A 15,330-nucleotide genomic window follows, 5' to 3' on the forward strand; every position below is an offset into this window, starting at 1 on the left:
AATCAGTTCCTGCGTGGCCTAGGGCTGCGTCCACCAGGCCCTCGTCCGCCCTGCCCCTGAGAGGGGCGGCGGCCGCGCTTGCGGGTAATCGGCGGATTATCCATTTCGGCCATCAACTCTTCTTCCGGAACGGTTGTTTTGAGCTTCTGGCCAATGTACTTCTCAATAGCCGGAAGGCCAAATGAATCGTCCTCGCCCGCAAAGCTGACAGATACACCGGTTTTTCCTGCCCTGCCCGTACGCCCTATGCGATGTACATAATCTTCAGCACTATCTGGCAGGTTATAATTAAAAACGTGGGTAACGCCATCCACATGAATACCACGCCCGGCAACATCCGTAGCCACCAGCACCTGTATACTGCCTGCTTTGAACTGATCCAGGGTTTTCAGGCGTTTGGCCTGGGCGATCTCACCGGACATCAGGGCTACTTTAACGCCCTGATTGCGCAGATCCTCTTCAAGATCTCGGCATTGATCCCTTCGATTGGCAAATACCAATGCCTTTTCTACTTCCGGCCGTTTAAGATAATTCACCAGCACAGGTAGTTTCTCGTCGTCACCCACCATGTAAACCGTTTGTTCGACCCGCTCAGCCGTTTTCTGCTCCGGCTCGATTTCCACAAACTCGGCGTTACTCGTCCACATGGATGCGAGATTCAGAACGTCCTGGTTGAACGTCGCGCTGAACAGCAACGTCTGACGCTCATCCTTCGGGGTGCATTTACGGATAATGCGCTTCACATCAGGGATGAACCCCATATCGAGCATCCGGTCCGCTTCATCAAGGATCAGGATGTCGAGCTGGTCAAGAAACACATCCTGCGAACCAAGGAAGTCGATCAGTCGGCCAGGTGTGGCAACAAGAATATCCACAATGCCGTTGTGCAGTTGCTCGCGTTGCTTATCGTAGTGCATGCCACCAACAACCGTGACTACTTTGTGACCGGTATGCTTGCACAGAGCCTCGGCGTCTTTGGCGATCTGCATGGCAAGCTCTCGGGTCGGCGCCAGCGCAAGCACCCGGGGCTCAGAAGCAAAACGGTCGCTTTCGGGTATCGGCGTCTCCAGAAGGCTCTGAATAGCAGTAATGAGAAACGCTGCCGTTTTACCGGTCCCGGTCTGGGCCTGACCAATCAGGTCTTCACACGCCAGCGTCCAAGGCAGAGTTTCTGCCTGTATCGGTGTGCAGTATTCGAAACCTATGGCAGCAATGGCGTCCAGGAGGCGCTTGTCCAGATTCAGGTCGCTGAATCTCAGATCGCCGGTGTGCTTTGGGTCAGATGTCATGGAGTCTCAGTTTGCCTCGTAATGTTCTTTTGCGGAATAAAAAGGAACCACACGCCCCACATCATCATGCCAGGCAGCCTTGAAGGTATCACCGGTTCCATAAAACGATTTCAGCGTATCAAAAAAGGACTGCGCACGCTCAGGAAGACCTTTGATCAGATAGTCTTCTGCCTGAGCAAGCACTTCACGCCGGAAGCTGCTTTCATCAGCCGCACCTTCTCCGGACAGATTATCCACGCTGATGTGAAAGCACGAGCCTGCGGCTACTGAAAAAAGCCACTCGATAGCCTGTGGCTTTATCTCTACCTGCTCGAAATATCGCTGCTCCGTGGGTGTCCGGCCGTCCGGACAGTACCAGTAACCATAATCGTGAAGTGTGCGCCTGTGCTCACCTGCAATACACCAATGACTTATTTCATGCAAAGCACTGGCATAATAGCCATGAGCAAAAACAACCTGCGCCAGTTCTGTGGCACTGCCTGCAGGCAAGTATTCGGGTTCTTCGCCGCCCCTGACCAGAGTTGTCCGGAAATCTTCCCGGAACAGGTCATTAAACAGCATGATAAGATCGTTTGTACTGTGATTCATTGGGAAGCTATTGTGCGACTTTAACGCGCCTATTGCCAGAGGGAACTTTCGCTGGGCTACCGTGTCCACTGGCTTCCTGAACATGACCGGACAGACCGCTTGCCCAATATCGCCGTCTGTTCTTTTCGACAAGACCAAACCGGGAAACCGTGCATTCCATGAGAGCTCTACCCACCATGTCCAGCAGTATCCACCGTCTCTCGCGACCATTCAGCCTTTACCTTCTACTGGTACTTCTGCTTGCAGCGGCAAATACATCCTGGGCTTTTGGCAACAACAGCTCCCTTTTCGGTGGACAGGGCAGTCAGTTTCTCCCGGTAGATGAGGCTCTGCCATTCAGCCACACCACCGACGGCAATGCTGTTGTACTGTCCTGGGACATAACACCCGAGCACTATCTTTACCAGGATCGTATCAGCATCAAAGCGCTGGATGATCGCGTCGGTACTGGCGCTATGGAGTTCTCAAGCCAGGGAACCGAAACTGAAGACGATTATTTTGGCAAAACCACCGTTTTCTTTGACCCTGTCACAGCCAGGGTTCCGGTAACGCTGCCTGACAATATTCGCGAAGCCCGGTTCGAAGTCACATACCAGGGCTGCGCCAAAGCGGGCCTCTGCTACCCGCCCCAAACCCGCGAAGTACTCTTTTACCAGAGCCAGGATTCCGGCACTGGCTCGCAGCAAACGGAGCAGAGCAACACTGCGCCCCAAACAGACACCAACTCTGCAACCGGGCTTGCAGGCTTTCTTTCAGAGCAGTCGACCTTAATGATTGCCGGTGTTTTCTTCCTGCTGGGCCTGGGGCTGACGTTCACACCCTGCGTCCTGCCGATGGTGCCGATCATTTCATCACTGGTGTCCGGGCAGAACACGCGAACAACCGGGCATGCCCTGTTACTTTCAGGCAGCTATGTACTGGGAATGGCTCTGACCTATGCAGGAGCCGGCGTACTGACCGGACTTCTCGGCGCGAGCTTCAATCTGCAGGCTCAACTTCAGTCACCCTGGGTACTCGGCGTTTTCGCGTTAATGTTTGTGGTGTTCGCACTGTCCATGTTCGACCTGTTCGAAATTCAGCTCCCTCGCTTTATCAGCCAGCCTCTGAATGACGCAAGCCAACGACTAACCGGCGGCCGGGTTGTCAGCATTTTCGGCATTGGTGCCCTCTCCGCGCTGATCGTATCGCCCTGCGTATCAGCACCGCTTGCTGGCAGCCTGCTTTATATCTCCACAACGCAGGATGCCGTGATTGGCGGCATTGCGCTTTTATCTCTTGGGCTCGGCATGGGCATCCCGCTTATTCTGGTGGCTGTAGGTGGGCGGACTCTTCTGCCAAAGACAGGGCACTGGATGACCACCGTCAAGCATTTCTATGGCGTTATGCTGATTGCCGTTGCCATCTGGTTGATTGAGCGCCTGGTTCCGGGCTGGCTGGGGCTGACACTCTGGGGCGGACTGCTAGCCATAACCGGCGTTCAACTGGGCGCCTTCGACGCAGCCAAGGCCGGCTGGGAACGTACCCGGAAAGGCCTCGGCCTGATCTTGTTTGCCTATGGTCTCGCCCTGCTGGCAGGGGCAATTGGTGGTGCCAATGACCCACTGGCCCCGCTGGACCCATTCATAGCCAAAACCGGCACGATCATGCCATCAGGCTCGGCTATCACATCCGACACCAGCCACGCTGATTTTACCCGGGTAGAAAATCCTGCCGAAATCGAGGCCATGTTGTTACAGGCCAGACAAGATGGCCGGCCAGTGGTACTTGACTTCTATGCTGACTGGTGCATTTCCTGCAAAGTCATGGAGCGCAACGTATTCAGTGATGCCAGTGTCGTTCGCGCGCTCAGCTCGTTCACACTGCTGCAGATTGATATGACAGACAACACGCCAGCCCAGCAGGCAATGCTGGATAGCATGGGGTTGTTCGGGCCACCAGCCATTCTGTTTTACGACACCACTGGTACAGAAATGACTCAACAGCGGGTTTTGGGAGAGATGGACAGGGATCAGTTCCTGAACCACATCAACGGCCTCAGCCCTGCCACCTGAGCACTTACGCCGCCGGGGAAATCGATTCAGGCGCCACGACGTATGTAATAAATAAAGCGCTCACCCTGCTCCGTGTGACTTACCAATTCATGCCCCAGGAACTGGCAGAATCTCGGCACATCCCGAGTCGTTGAAGGATCTGTTGCAGTAACTCTCAGGACCCCCCCCGGCGCCACGTCCTTGATGCGATTATGAAGCATCATCACAGGCTCCGGGCAAAACAACCCACACGCATCCAGCTCGGCGTCATATTCCACAGCGCTCACAAACCCCCTCCTTCTATTCAGTCTGTATTTTCAAAAATACGTGCTAAATTACTGTTTATACCATTAAAACAGCTGGAGGTTCACATGATCCGGGTTCTGATTGAACGACATATAGCGGAATCACTTGAGACTGCTTACGAGGAACGCTCCCGCAGGGTTCTGCAACGAGCAGTGGCCGCCCCGGGATTTATTTCCGGCGAAACACTGGTTGACAGCCACGATGCCAATCATCGCATCACTCTTGCCAACTGGCGCTCTGAGGCCGACTGGACCCGCTGGTACCAGTCTGCTGATCGTCGCAATCTGATGGCAGAACTGGTGCCGATGATGGACAAGGATGAAACCATAACGGTACTAGAACAAAGCGGTGTCTGACCAGAATAAGCACAGACCGGGCCGGCCATGCTCTCTACGAAACTAAAGCCCGTGGCAAAATCAAGCCGTTACTGCCTAAAAATAAAGCAATTTCTCCCTATAAAGGGGAGCGTCTTTGCTCTTAATCAATTTTACAAAGTTCAACTTGAACTCCTCCGGCGCTATCATAGAGCCTCAGCTTGCAGAGCGTTCCAAAACAACGCCATGCTACTGATTCGGGCGCATTTGATGAATGTCAGGAGTTGATCCGCGTCATTGCAAACAGCTAATGGTTTCTCCATACTTGCGCCCGCATAATTCCCCACTCTGAACCCATTGGTAAGGCTATGAGCACACAAAATCCGAACCTGACATATAACTACAAGGTGGTGAGACAATTCGCCATCATGACAGTGGTATGGGGTATTGTTGGCATGGCGCTGGGCGTGTTGATTGCAGCACAACTGGTTTGGCCATCCCTCAACCTCGATCTGCCGTTTACCCATTTCGGTCGTCTAAGACCGTTGCATACCAACGCCGTCATATTCGGCTTTGGTGGTAGTGCCCTGTTTGCGACATCATATTATGTGGTTCAGCGCACCTGCCAGACACGCCTGATTTCTGACAAACTTGCAGCCTTTACCTTCTGGGGCTGGACCGCGATCATCGTGTCTGCGGCAATTACCCTGCCAATGGGTTTAACCAGCACCAAAGAATACGCAGAACTGGAGTGGCCGATTGATATTGCCATTGCCGTGGTCTGGGTTACCTATGCTCTGGTGTTCTTCGGCACCATTACCAAACGCAGCACTCCACACATTTATGTGGCCAATTGGTTTTACGGCGCGTTCATCATTACCATTGCAGTACTGCATATTGGTAACAACCTGGCGTTGCCAGTCAGTGCATTCAAGTCTTACTCCGCTTATGCCGGTGTAACCGACGCAATGATGCAGTGGTGGTACGGCCATAACGCCGTAGGCTTCTTCCTCACTGCAGGCTTCCTGGGCATGATGTACTACTTCGTTCCCAAGCAGGCCGGACGCCCGGTTTACTCGTACCGCTTGTCAATTGTTCACTTCTGGGCACTGATCGCCACGTACGTATGGGCCGGTGGTCACCACCTGCACTACTCTGCTCTTCCTGACTGGGCCCAGACCGCCAGCATGGTCATGTCACTGATCCTGCTTGCTCCTTCCTGGGGTGGCATGATCAACGGCATGATGACCCTCTCTGGCGCGTGGCACAAACTGCGCACCGACCCTATCCTGCGTTTCCTCGTGGTTTCCCTGTCGTTCTACGGCATGTCCACCTTTGAAGGCCCGATGATGTCCATCAAGACAGTCAACGCGCTGTCTCACAACACTGACTGGACCATTGGCCACGTGCATTCCGGCGCTCTGGGCTGGGTTGCAATGATCAGTATCGGTGCAATTTACCACCTGATTCCCAAGCTTTGGGGCCTCAAGGAAATGTACAGCACAAGCCTGGTCAATGTGCACTTCTGGCTGGCGACAGTCGGCACCGTATTGTACATCGTTGCAATGTGGGTCAACGGCATCATGCAAGGCCTGATGTGGCGCGCAGTCAATGATGACGGCACCCTCACCTACAGCTTTGTGGAAAGCCTTGAAGCATCCTACCCGGGCTACTTCGTGCGCTTCCTTGGCGGTGTCATCTTCCTCGCCGGCATGCTGTTCATGGCTTATAACGTCTACATGACCGTGCGCCAGAAAGAAGCTGCTGCCCAGGACAACGCCGCAGTTCAGGCGGCGTAACGGAGAGAGACCAGATGAAACACGAAATTGTAGAAAAGAATCTAGGTCTGATGATTGTATTTATCATCCTGACCATCAGTGGTGGCTTTCTGGCCGAAGTAGTTCCTTTGTTCTTCCTGAAGAGCGTCAACGAGCCCATCGAAGGCCTGGAGCCGCTGTCGGCACTGGAACTCGAAGGTCGTGACATCTACATCCGCGAAGGCTGTCACGTGTGCCATACCCAGCAGATCCGTCCGTTCCGCGCGGAAACCGAGCGCTACGGGCACTACTCCGTTGCGGGCGAATTTGTCTACGAGCGCCCGTTCCTGTGGGGTTCCAAGCGCACGGGGCCAGACCTGGCCCGTGTTGGTGGTCGTTATTCGGATGCGTGGCAACGTCAGCATCTTTATAACCCGCGCAGCGTGGTCCCCGAGTCCAACATGCCTGCATTCCCGTGGCTGTTCGAAGATGTAGTAGATCACAAAGGCACTGCAGCCAAGCTTTCTACACTGCAAACACTGGGTGTGCCCTACACTGACGAGCAGATCGCAGCGGCAGCAGGTGAACTGGAAGGCACGTTTGAAATCGAGGCCCTGGTCGCATACCTGCAGCAGTTGGGCACCGTACTTTCAGAAAAACGGTGATTTGATGGACATTAACGAGTTACGCGGCATGCATACCCTTTTAGTGATGGCGGTTTTTATCGGCATCATCTGGTGGGCGTTCAGCGCCCATCGTAAAAAGGCAAATGAAGAAGCTGCCCACCTTCCATTCGATGATGACGAAGTGGAAAAGCGTACTCTTGAACAGGAAAAAACGGAGAAAAAACAATGAGTACCTTCTGGAGCATCTGGATCAGTGTGATCGTGCTCGGTACCGTTTTTGGTTGTGCCTGGCTACTCTTCGCAACCCGTAAGAGCCAGACAACCGATGTGGAAACCGACCGTACTATGGGTCACTCCTTCGACGGCATCGAAGAGTATGATAATCCACTGCCGAAATGGTGGTTCTATCTGTTCGTAGCTACCTGCATCTTCGCCCTTGGCTACCTCGCCCTCTATCCGGGCCTGGGCAACTACAAGGGTCTCCTGAACTGGACATCAACCAATCAGTGGGAAGCAGAAGTAGCCAACGCTGAAGAGCAGTACGGTCCGATCTTTGCCCAATACGGTCAAACCCCGGTACCAGAGCTTGCAGAGGACGAAGAGGCACTGAAGATCGGCCAACGCCTGTTTGCAAACAACTGTGCGGTCTGCCACGGCACTGCCGCTCGTGGCCAGGTTGGCTTTCCCAACCTGACCGATGGTGACTGGCTGTGGGGCGGCACTCCCGAGGCTATTCTGGAAACCCTGCATAATGGTCGAATGGGCAATATGCCAGCTAAAGGTGTGATGCCTAATATGACCAACGAACAGGTAGACCAGGTGGTCAACTATGTTCTCAGCTTCAGTGGTCGGGAAAAAGATGCCGATGCCGCTGCTGCCGGTGAAGCTGTATTTGCTCAGGGTTGCGTCGCTTGCCACGGCCCGGAAGGCAAGGGAATGGCAGCGCTTGGCGCACCTAACCTGACAGACAACGTCTGGCTGTATGGCTCCAATTACGAGTGGATCAAAGAGACTGTTCTACACGGTCGCCAGAACGAGATGCCTGCACAAGGTGGTCGCCTGTCCGGCGATCAGATTCAAATTCTGGCTGCGTACGTTTACAGCCTCTCCAACTGACTTTCCTGCCGGGCATCCAGCCCGGCTTGGTCTGTTCAACCCTGTGTCTGCGTGCGGGCACAGGCTTGAAAAGATCAGCACCAGCCAGCCTGAAAAGGCACCTGCGCCGGAATTAAGACTCCATCTGGAGATACCCATGAGCAATGAAATCCCTGTCAAACAGGTTGATCCCTCCTCGGAACCCTCGGGCAAAAAGAAGCCAGAAGAAACCGTAGAGCTATACGCCAGTCGCAAGAAAATCTACGTCAAAGAAGTTACGGGCCTGTTCCAGCGTATCCGTACGATCAGCCTGCTACTGCTCATGGGCATGTACTTTCTGTTCGTCTGGCTCACGCTCGACGGAAACCCGCTGATTCACTTCGACTTGCCGGCCCGGGAATTCCATCTGTACGGGGTTACTTTCTACCCCAAGGACTTTTTCCTGCTTTCAGGCATGCTGATCATCTGTGCCTTTGGCCTGTTTTTTATCACCACCCTGTTCGGCAGAGTATGGTGTGGCTATACCTGTCCTCAAACAGTGTGGACATTCATTTTCATGTGGGTTGAAGAGCGCATCGAAGGCAGTCGCAACAAGCGCATGAAACTGGACAAAGCACCTAACTCCAAAGAAAAACTGATCAAGAAATCAGCCAAACATGCAATATGGCTGGTCATTGCTCTCATGACCGGGCTGACATTTGTCGGGTACTTCTACCCGATTCGTGAGCTGATCGCTGACATTTTCACGTTCGAGGCAAACGGTTGGGCCTATTTTTGGGTGACTTTCTTCACCGTAGCCACCTATCTGAATGCGGGATGGATGCGTGAGCAGGTTTGCCTGTACATGTGCCCGTATGCCCGCTTTCAATCCGTCATGTTCGATCCGAACACCCGCATCGTGTCCTACGACCCCAACCGCGGTGAGCCTCGTGGTGGTCGTCGGAAGGAGGTCAAACCAGAAGAAGTTGGCCTTGGTGACTGCATTGATTGTGGACAATGCGTGCATGTGTGCCCTACAGGTATCGATATCCGTGACGGCCTTCAGTATGAGTGCATCGGTTGCGCCCTGTGTATTGATGCCTGTGACGAAATCATGGACAAAATGGACTACCCTCGCGGGCTGATTCGTTACACCACCGAAAATGAGCTCGAAGGGAAGCCCTCGAAACTTCTGCGGCCCCGTACATTTGGTTATGGTGCAGTTCTGACCGCCATGATCACTGCGATCATATTTGTGATCGCAACCCGTGTACCGGCGCAAATGGACGCTCTGAGAGATCGCGGCGCACTTTTCAATTTTAATGGCGAGGGACGTATTGAGAATTCCTACACCCTGAAAATTGCAAACATGTCAGAAGTTCCGCAGACCTTTACTTTGTCTGTAGCGGGCCTGGATGGCATTCGCATTCTGACGCAGGTGCAGATAACGGTAGACAGCGGCGAAAACCGTTCATTGCCAACCGTTGTGGACGTACCACCGGAGTCCATTCCACAATCAAATAACGAAATAATTTTCCATGCGCAGTCTGAAACGGATTCTTCACTGAAGCTGGAAACCGAAAGTCGATTTGTCGGTCCAACTCAGTGACCCACTTGGTCGCTGTTGGAAACCCGTAAAAAACGAGACTGAGCACTATGAAGCAAGAAGTACCTGTAGCACCCTGGTATCGGCAGCCCTGGTTCTGGTTTCTGACCATAGCGCCGCTATCGGCAATTACCTTCAGTATGTTCATGCTGGTCGTGGCATCGAACATGGACGATACGATGGTTACCGATGATTATTCAAAGGAAGGCCGGGGCATCAACCTTGAAATAGCCCGTGATCAGGCTGCCAAAGACATGGGTCTGAGCGCCGATATGGTGTTCGAGGACCGCAGCATCCTGTTGAACGTTAACACTCAGGAGGGGCCTGCGGATTTCCCCTATGTGGTGCTTAATCTGTTTCATCCAACGCTGTCACAAAAGGATCGAACCATTCAGTTCCGAAGTGACGGAAACGGCCATTATACTGGCACCATGCTGCAAGATATTGATGGCCGATGGTATTACGACCTCCGCGGACCGGACAATCAATGGCGCCTGAAAGGTGAAGCCTGGCTGCCCGCCAAAGCCAACCTTCATATGGGTCCCAAAGGCTCCGCGCAAGGGTGACCCCCCTGGATTGCTTCCATTGCGGCGAACCAGCAGGCGGTGAGCCGCCGATTACACTCCAGATTGATGGCCAGACCCGCTTTTTTTGCTGCCAGGGCTGTAAGGCCGTGTGCCAAACCATTTATAACGAAGGTTTGACCGGCTTTTATCAGCTCCGCACAGAAACAGCTGTCACACCCCGTCAGCTGACCGATTCCGAGCTGGACCGTCTCAGAGAGCTGGATCATCCCCTTGTACAGCAAGCCTTCGTTGCTCCGGTTAAAGGCGGGCAGGAAGCTCAGCTTTTGATCGGAGGCATTACCTGCGCTGCCTGCATATGGTTGCTGGAAAACCATATGAAAAATCAACCGGGCGTGCTCTCCTTTTCTGTAAACCATACAACCCAGCGGGCGCGACTCGTATGGGCTCAGGATAAAGCTGCGCTGAGTGATTTGCTGATCGCCATTCACGAACTCGGCTACACCGCCCGCCCCTATCAGTCAGATGCAGTTGAAGATCAGCTGAAAGCAGAACACCGATCTATGTTGATCCGGCTGGCCATTGCCGGTATTGGCAGTTTCCAGAGCATGATGCTGGCTTTCCCTCTTTACTTTGAACTGATCAGTGGTCTGTCGCCGGAGTTTGTGTCGTTTTTCCGTTGGTTCAGCCTGCTGGTAGCCACGCCGGTTGTGTTATACAGCGCTGCGCCTTTTTTCAAAAATGCAAAACGCGACATCAGAACCCGTCATCTGACCATGGATGTGCCTGTAGCAATCGCAATTGGGCTCGCTTACCTTGCCAGTGCCTGGGTCACCGTCATGGGCGGTGAAGAGGTCTATTTTGAATCCGTTTGTATGTTCACGTTTTTTCTGTTGCTCGGCCGCTATATTGAGGTGCAGGCCAGATATCGTGCGGGGCTCACAGGCAACGCGCTGGCAGGATTCCACCCCACCGTTGCAACGCGGGTGAACGGCGAAGACACTGAAATCATACCAGCCCATCAGGTAAAGCCAGGAGACGTAGTTCGAATCAGGCCTGGCGAAACTCTCCCAGTAGATGGCGTTATTCTTCGGGGGCAGTCCACTCTCAACGAATCCGCACTGACCGGCGAGTACCTGCCGGAAACCCGCGTATCTGGTGACAGGGTCCATGCCGGAAGCATCAATGGGGAAAACCCATTGGATGTTAAGGTGGAAAAATCCGGAGCCCAGACGCGCCTTTCGGGCATCTTGCGAATACTGGATCGCGTGCAATCTGAAAAGCCCCCCGTCGCCCGTATGGCCGACCGCATTGCCGGTAAGTTTGTCGGACGGGTGCTTATTCTTGCTCCCGTCGTATGGCTCGGCTGGTGGCTTGCGGGAGCGGACAATGCGTTCGATATTACACTTTCGGTTCTAGTCGTGACCTGCCCCTGCGCGCTCTCTCTCGCAACCCCTACCGCTATAACCTCGGCTACCGTGAAATTACGGCGTCTTGGGTTTCTGCCCACCCGGGGCCATGCGCTTGAGACCATGAATACTATCGATACGGTGGTTTTCGATAAAACCGGCACCCTGACCCGGGGCGAGCTGAGCCTCATTGATATCCACGTTGTCGGCAGCAAGGACAAAGATACCTGTTTGCGATTGGCAGCCGGCCTCGAGCGCCATTCAGAGCATCCGATTGCAAGGGTGTTCCACAACCGCCCGGCAGCGAGCATCGATCATGTGAGCAACCACCTAGGTGGCGGTCTCTCGGGCCGCTCTGGTGACCAGTCGTTTTTTATTGGCCACAGAGATTTCGTAGCGCAACACATGAGCGCGTCGGAACCTGAGTCTGAAGCGCATACAGGTATGGAAATCTGGCTGGCGTCAGATGATGAGTGGCTGGCCTGTTTCCGCCTGGATGACCAGCCGCGGACAGACGCCGCACAAGCGATTAAAGCCTTACAGGACGCAGGCATTCGAACGATTCTTCTGAGCGGTGACCGGTCCGGCCATGTCCGGCAGATTGCTGACATGTTGGGCATCAACGAAGCGATCGGCCAGGCCTCGCCGGAGGAAAAACTGGATGTCCTTAACAAGCTGAGATCCGAAGGGCGTCAGGTTATGATGGTCGGAGACGGCCTGAACGACCTCCCCTCCATGGCTGGAGCCGGCATTTCTGTCGCCATGGGCACCGCAGCGGATCTCACTCAGCTAAAAGCGGATGCGGTTCTTTTGAACGGACAGTTGATGCAATTGGTGGCAGCATTGAATACCAGCCGCCGCACACGGCGAATTATCCGTCAGAATATGACATGGGCGCTGGTATATAATGTCTGCGCTCTTCCGCTGGCAGCCGCCGGCCTGGTTCCGCCATGGCTGGCAGCAATTGGTATGTCACTCAGCTCATTGATTGTTGTATTGAATGCGTTACGCCTCGGCACAGAAAACCGCTCCGAAAGTCTCGGCAAACTGCGGAAAGAAGATTCGAAATTTGGCGCACAAGCAACGCCCTGATACCGTAAACTCCTGTCCCTAACTATGAGGTTTATTCCGTGGAAATCGTAATGTTCCTGGTCCCGGTGATGCTGATCCTGGTGGTGATGGGCATGCTATTGTTTTCCTGGGCAGTCAAAAATGGCCAGTACGATGACCTTGAGGGGCCGGCGCACCGCATTTTGTATGACGACGACAAAGACATGATCCCGGACGAAGCACGCACAGATAAGCGTGAACGGGCGGAGGCGCAGCCTGATGAGGACGCCAGTGCAAAAGAAACCGGGGAACAGGAAAATAGTACCGGGGAAAAACCTGGCCGCACATGAACCCGGAACTGTATCTTAGCTATCCCAGTGCATTCATTATCGGCCTGTTAGGCAGCACCCATTGCCTGGGCATGTGCGGGGGCATTAGTGCGTCTCTTTCCATGGCTTTGCCGGTCGGAAAGGGTTTTCGCCTGCGTCAGTCCCTGCTGCTAATGGCCTTCAATTCCGGTCGAATCGCAAGCTATGCATTGATTGCAACATTGGTGGCACTATTAAGCACATCCGCCGCGAATCAATGGACCGAACTGGGCCTCGCCTTGCGCACAATTGCGGGCTTGCTGCTGATATTCATGGGGCTATCCATGGGGCAATGGTGGCAAGGTATCCGTTATGTAGAGCGTATCGGAGCTCCGCTCTGGAAGCGGTTGTCGCCGATTACCCGCCGCCTCCTTCCAGTCAATAACGCTGGCCAGGCACTTGCCCTTGGAGCTCTTTGGGGATGGTTACCCTGTGGGCTCGTATACAGCACCCTTGGCTGGGCGGCTCTACAACCGACGGTGGGCTCGGCTGCGCTCACCATGGTATTTTTCGGGCTGGGAACCCTGCCCTCCATGCTGGCGACCGGTTATGCAGCAAGCTGGATCAGTGGTCTGAAAAGCAATCAGATGTTCCGTAAATTCACCGGAGCCATGTTGATTCTTTTCGGGCTATGGACGCTGCCGGTAATGTCTGTAATCGCCCATTAAACCAGACCTCCTGGCTCAACTTGCAACCGAGTTCTCAGCCCTCTTCTCAGATGTTTAAAACATCCAGGCGACCAAAGTTCTGCTCTGGCTCCTGCGTCGGCATGGCCGCCTGCACGGTAGCACCTGACGAGCCTGGGCGTTTGCCGCCACCGAAGTCGTACAGGCTGGTATCGGCGAGGTGTGATGGCTCTACATTGCGCAAGGCTCCGAACATGCTTTCAAGCCGTCCAGGGTGCTGTTTATCCCACTGCTGCAACATATCCTTGATAACCTGACGTTGCAGGTTTGCCTGAGAACCACAGAGATTGCAGGGAATAATAGGAAACTGCCTCAGCTCAGCGTAACGGGCAATATCTTTCTCACGACTATAAGCCAGCGGACGAATGACCGTATTCCGGCCATCATCACTATGCAGCACCGGCGGCATGGTTTTAAGCTTGCCGCCGTAGAACATATTGAGAAACAGAGTTTCCAGAAGATCGTCGCGGTGGTGCCCCAGCGCAATCTTGGTCACGCCCTGCTCTTCCGCGAAATTGTAAAGAATACCGCGGCGCAACCGCGAACATAGTCCACAGGTAGTTTTACCCTCAGGCACCTTGTCCTTGACTATACTGTAGGTATCCCGTTCGATGATGTGGTATTCGATACCCAGCTCAGCAAGATAACCCGGTAGAATCTCTTCCGGAAAACCCGGTTGTTTTTGATCGAGGTTGACTGCAATCAGCTCAAATGAAACCGGCGCACTTTTCTTCAGGTTGAGCAGGATGTCCAGCATGGCATAAGAGTCCTTGCCACCAGACAGGCAACACATTACCTTATCGCCTGCTTCAATCATCGAAAAGTCAGCGATCGCCTGACCAGCTTCCCGGCGCAGTCGTTTCTGCAGCTTATTCTGCTCTACTTTCCGGGAACGTTCGTATTCAGCGTCAGGGGTTTGATTTGAGCTTTCTGTTGTAGCGTCGAGCATATTGACCGTGTTCATCGGGAAAATGGTCACCAGATTATACGCATCACAGCATTTCATGGACAGGACACAGCAATGGATATGTTGAGTTCAAAAAAAGAAGTTATGGGTAAAAGGGAACAGAACAGCTTGCGCAACCGCCAGGCCATTCTGTCTGCTGCACGCGTCTGTTTTAAAGAGCTCGGGTACGAAAATACCACTATCCGCGATCTTATCAGAAAGACAGATCTGGCCTCTGGCACCTTTTACAATTACTTCCGAAGCAAGCGGGATATCTTTGCCGCGTTACTGGCTGACTTTCTGGGTGGTCTGAATGAGCACCTGATTCAATCCCGCCGCACAGCTAATACCGCAGAAGAATTTATTCATCGCTCATATTTGGCCCTCTATAGCGCAACCGCACGGGACCCCCTGGTTTATGAACTGGCTCACCGCAATGACCGTGCACTGAACGAGCTGTTTGGCTCCGGTATCCTCCGACTGATCATGATTTCTCTCGAAGATGATGTACGGGATGCTGTGGAAAGAAAAGTTCTGCCCGACGTAGACCAGGATTACCTCTGTACTGCATTCTTTGGAGTCGCCTATGAAGCCAGCCTGGTGCTTGCAGGGCGGGTTCATGATCATCCGGAACGGGGCGACGAAGAGGTTGCCATGGCAACCTGTTTTTCAACAACGCTGTTTATCGGTGGACTGGAGCGGCTAGCAGCTCTTCCCTGTGAGCGGCCACTGCCCTAACATTAGAGCCATGTTTACT

The 15,330-nt window shown here is 53.7% G+C and carries 16 protein-coding genes; 12 read left to right on the top strand and 4 right to left on the bottom strand.

Features of this window, described 5'->3' with window-relative positions; all coding sequences use genetic code 11:
- Nucleotides 1-2: 2 nt before the first annotated feature.
- Together Q4606_RS06590 and Q4606_RS06595 are read right to left on the bottom strand one after the other, a co-directional pair.
- Complete coding sequence (locus tag Q4606_RS06590; protein WP_303593227.1) at nt 3-1,289, bottom strand: DEAD/DEAH box helicase; 1,287 nt, start codon at nt 1,287-1,289, stop codon at nt 3-5.
- Between the two features lie 6 nt (nt 1,290-1,295).
- A complete protein-coding gene (locus Q4606_RS06595; RefSeq protein WP_303593228.1) occupies nt 1,296-1,877 on the bottom strand; it encodes an elongation factor P hydroxylase in 582 nt (193 codons plus the stop codon).
- 176 nt (nt 1,878-2,053) lie between these two features.
- Here Q4606_RS06595 and dsbD point away from each other — a divergent pair, with 176 nt between their 5' ends.
- The gene (gene dsbD, locus Q4606_RS06600; protein WP_303593229.1) at nt 2,054-3,928 is read left to right on the top strand and encodes a protein-disulfide reductase DsbD; all 1,875 of its coding nucleotides are present in this window, start codon (nt 2,054-2,056) and stop codon (nt 3,926-3,928) included.
- A gap of 26 nt (nt 3,929-3,954) precedes the next feature.
- On the opposite strand, the gene tusA is transcribed toward dsbD, so the two are convergent.
- A complete protein-coding gene (gene tusA, locus Q4606_RS06605) occupies nt 3,955-4,194 on the bottom strand; it encodes a sulfurtransferase TusA (protein ID WP_303593230.1) in 240 nt (79 codons plus the stop codon).
- Between the two features lie 84 nt (nt 4,195-4,278).
- Between tusA and Q4606_RS06610 the strand changes: the two genes are divergently transcribed.
- From Q4606_RS06610 to Q4606_RS06655, 10 genes are all read left to right on the top strand, one after another.
- Nucleotides 4,279-4,569: an antibiotic biosynthesis monooxygenase gene (locus tag Q4606_RS06610; RefSeq protein WP_303593232.1), complete on the top strand. Its 291-nt coding sequence runs from the start codon at nt 4,279-4,281 to the stop codon at nt 4,567-4,569.
- Between the two features lie 326 nt (nt 4,570-4,895).
- The gene (ccoN, locus tag Q4606_RS06615) at nt 4,896-6,326 is read left to right on the top strand and encodes a cytochrome-c oxidase, cbb3-type subunit I (protein WP_303593234.1); all 1,431 of its coding nucleotides are present in this window, start codon (nt 4,896-4,898) and stop codon (nt 6,324-6,326) included.
- A gap of 14 nt (nt 6,327-6,340) precedes the next feature.
- Nucleotides 6,341-6,949 (top strand): cytochrome-c oxidase, cbb3-type subunit II, encoded by a 609-nt coding sequence (ccoO, locus tag Q4606_RS06620; protein ID WP_216009182.1) that lies wholly within the window; start codon nt 6,341-6,343, stop codon nt 6,947-6,949.
- A 4-nt stretch (nt 6,950-6,953) separates the two neighbouring features.
- Entirely contained in the window at nt 6,954-7,139 is a 186-nt protein-coding gene (locus tag Q4606_RS06625) for a cbb3-type cytochrome c oxidase subunit 3 (RefSeq protein WP_216009183.1), read from the top strand.
- The gene (gene ccoP / locus Q4606_RS06630) at nt 7,136-8,026 is read left to right on the top strand and encodes a cytochrome-c oxidase, cbb3-type subunit III (RefSeq protein ID WP_303593236.1); all 891 of its coding nucleotides are present in this window, start codon (nt 7,136-7,138) and stop codon (nt 8,024-8,026) included. The genes Q4606_RS06625 and ccoP overlap by 4 nt, the downstream gene beginning before the upstream one ends.
- A gap of 136 nt (nt 8,027-8,162) precedes the next feature.
- The gene (gene ccoG / locus Q4606_RS06635) at nt 8,163-9,593 is read left to right on the top strand and encodes a cytochrome c oxidase accessory protein CcoG (protein WP_303593237.1); all 1,431 of its coding nucleotides are present in this window, start codon (nt 8,163-8,165) and stop codon (nt 9,591-9,593) included.
- 47 nt (nt 9,594-9,640) lie between these two features.
- On the top strand, nt 9,641-10,156 hold the full coding sequence (locus tag Q4606_RS06640) for a FixH family protein (RefSeq protein WP_303593238.1): 516 nt from the start codon (nt 9,641-9,643) through the stop codon (nt 10,154-10,156).
- On the top strand, nt 10,153-12,615 hold the full coding sequence (locus Q4606_RS06645) for a heavy metal translocating P-type ATPase (protein ID WP_303607055.1): 2,463 nt from the start codon (nt 10,153-10,155) through the stop codon (nt 12,613-12,615). Before Q4606_RS06640 ends, Q4606_RS06645 begins: the two co-directional genes overlap by 4 nt.
- A gap of 50 nt (nt 12,616-12,665) precedes the next feature.
- Complete coding sequence (ccoS, locus tag Q4606_RS06650) at nt 12,666-12,923, top strand: cbb3-type cytochrome oxidase assembly protein CcoS (RefSeq protein WP_368496880.1); 258 nt, start codon at nt 12,666-12,668, stop codon at nt 12,921-12,923.
- Nucleotides 12,920-13,609, top strand: a complete 690-nt coding sequence (locus Q4606_RS06655) for a sulfite exporter TauE/SafE family protein (protein WP_303593242.1) — start codon at nt 12,920-12,922, stop codon at nt 13,607-13,609. The genes ccoS and Q4606_RS06655 overlap by 4 nt, the downstream gene beginning before the upstream one ends.
- A gap of 46 nt (nt 13,610-13,655) precedes the next feature.
- On the opposite strand, the gene ttcA is transcribed toward Q4606_RS06655, so the two are convergent.
- Nucleotides 13,656-14,576: a tRNA 2-thiocytidine(32) synthetase TtcA gene (ttcA, locus tag Q4606_RS06660; RefSeq protein ID WP_303594309.1), complete on the bottom strand. Its 921-nt coding sequence runs from the start codon at nt 14,574-14,576 to the stop codon at nt 13,656-13,658.
- A 78-nt stretch (nt 14,577-14,654) separates the two neighbouring features.
- Between ttcA and Q4606_RS06665 the strand changes: the two genes are divergently transcribed.
- Nucleotides 14,655-15,311: a TetR/AcrR family transcriptional regulator gene (locus tag Q4606_RS06665; protein WP_303607056.1), complete on the top strand. Its 657-nt coding sequence runs from the start codon at nt 14,655-14,657 to the stop codon at nt 15,309-15,311.
- Nucleotides 15,312-15,330 lie beyond the last annotated feature (19 nt).

Origin of the sequence: Marinobacter sp. 1_MG-2023 (assembly GCF_030549045.1) — a bacterium.
Taxonomy (GTDB): Bacteria; Pseudomonadota; Gammaproteobacteria; order Pseudomonadales; family Oleiphilaceae; genus Marinobacter.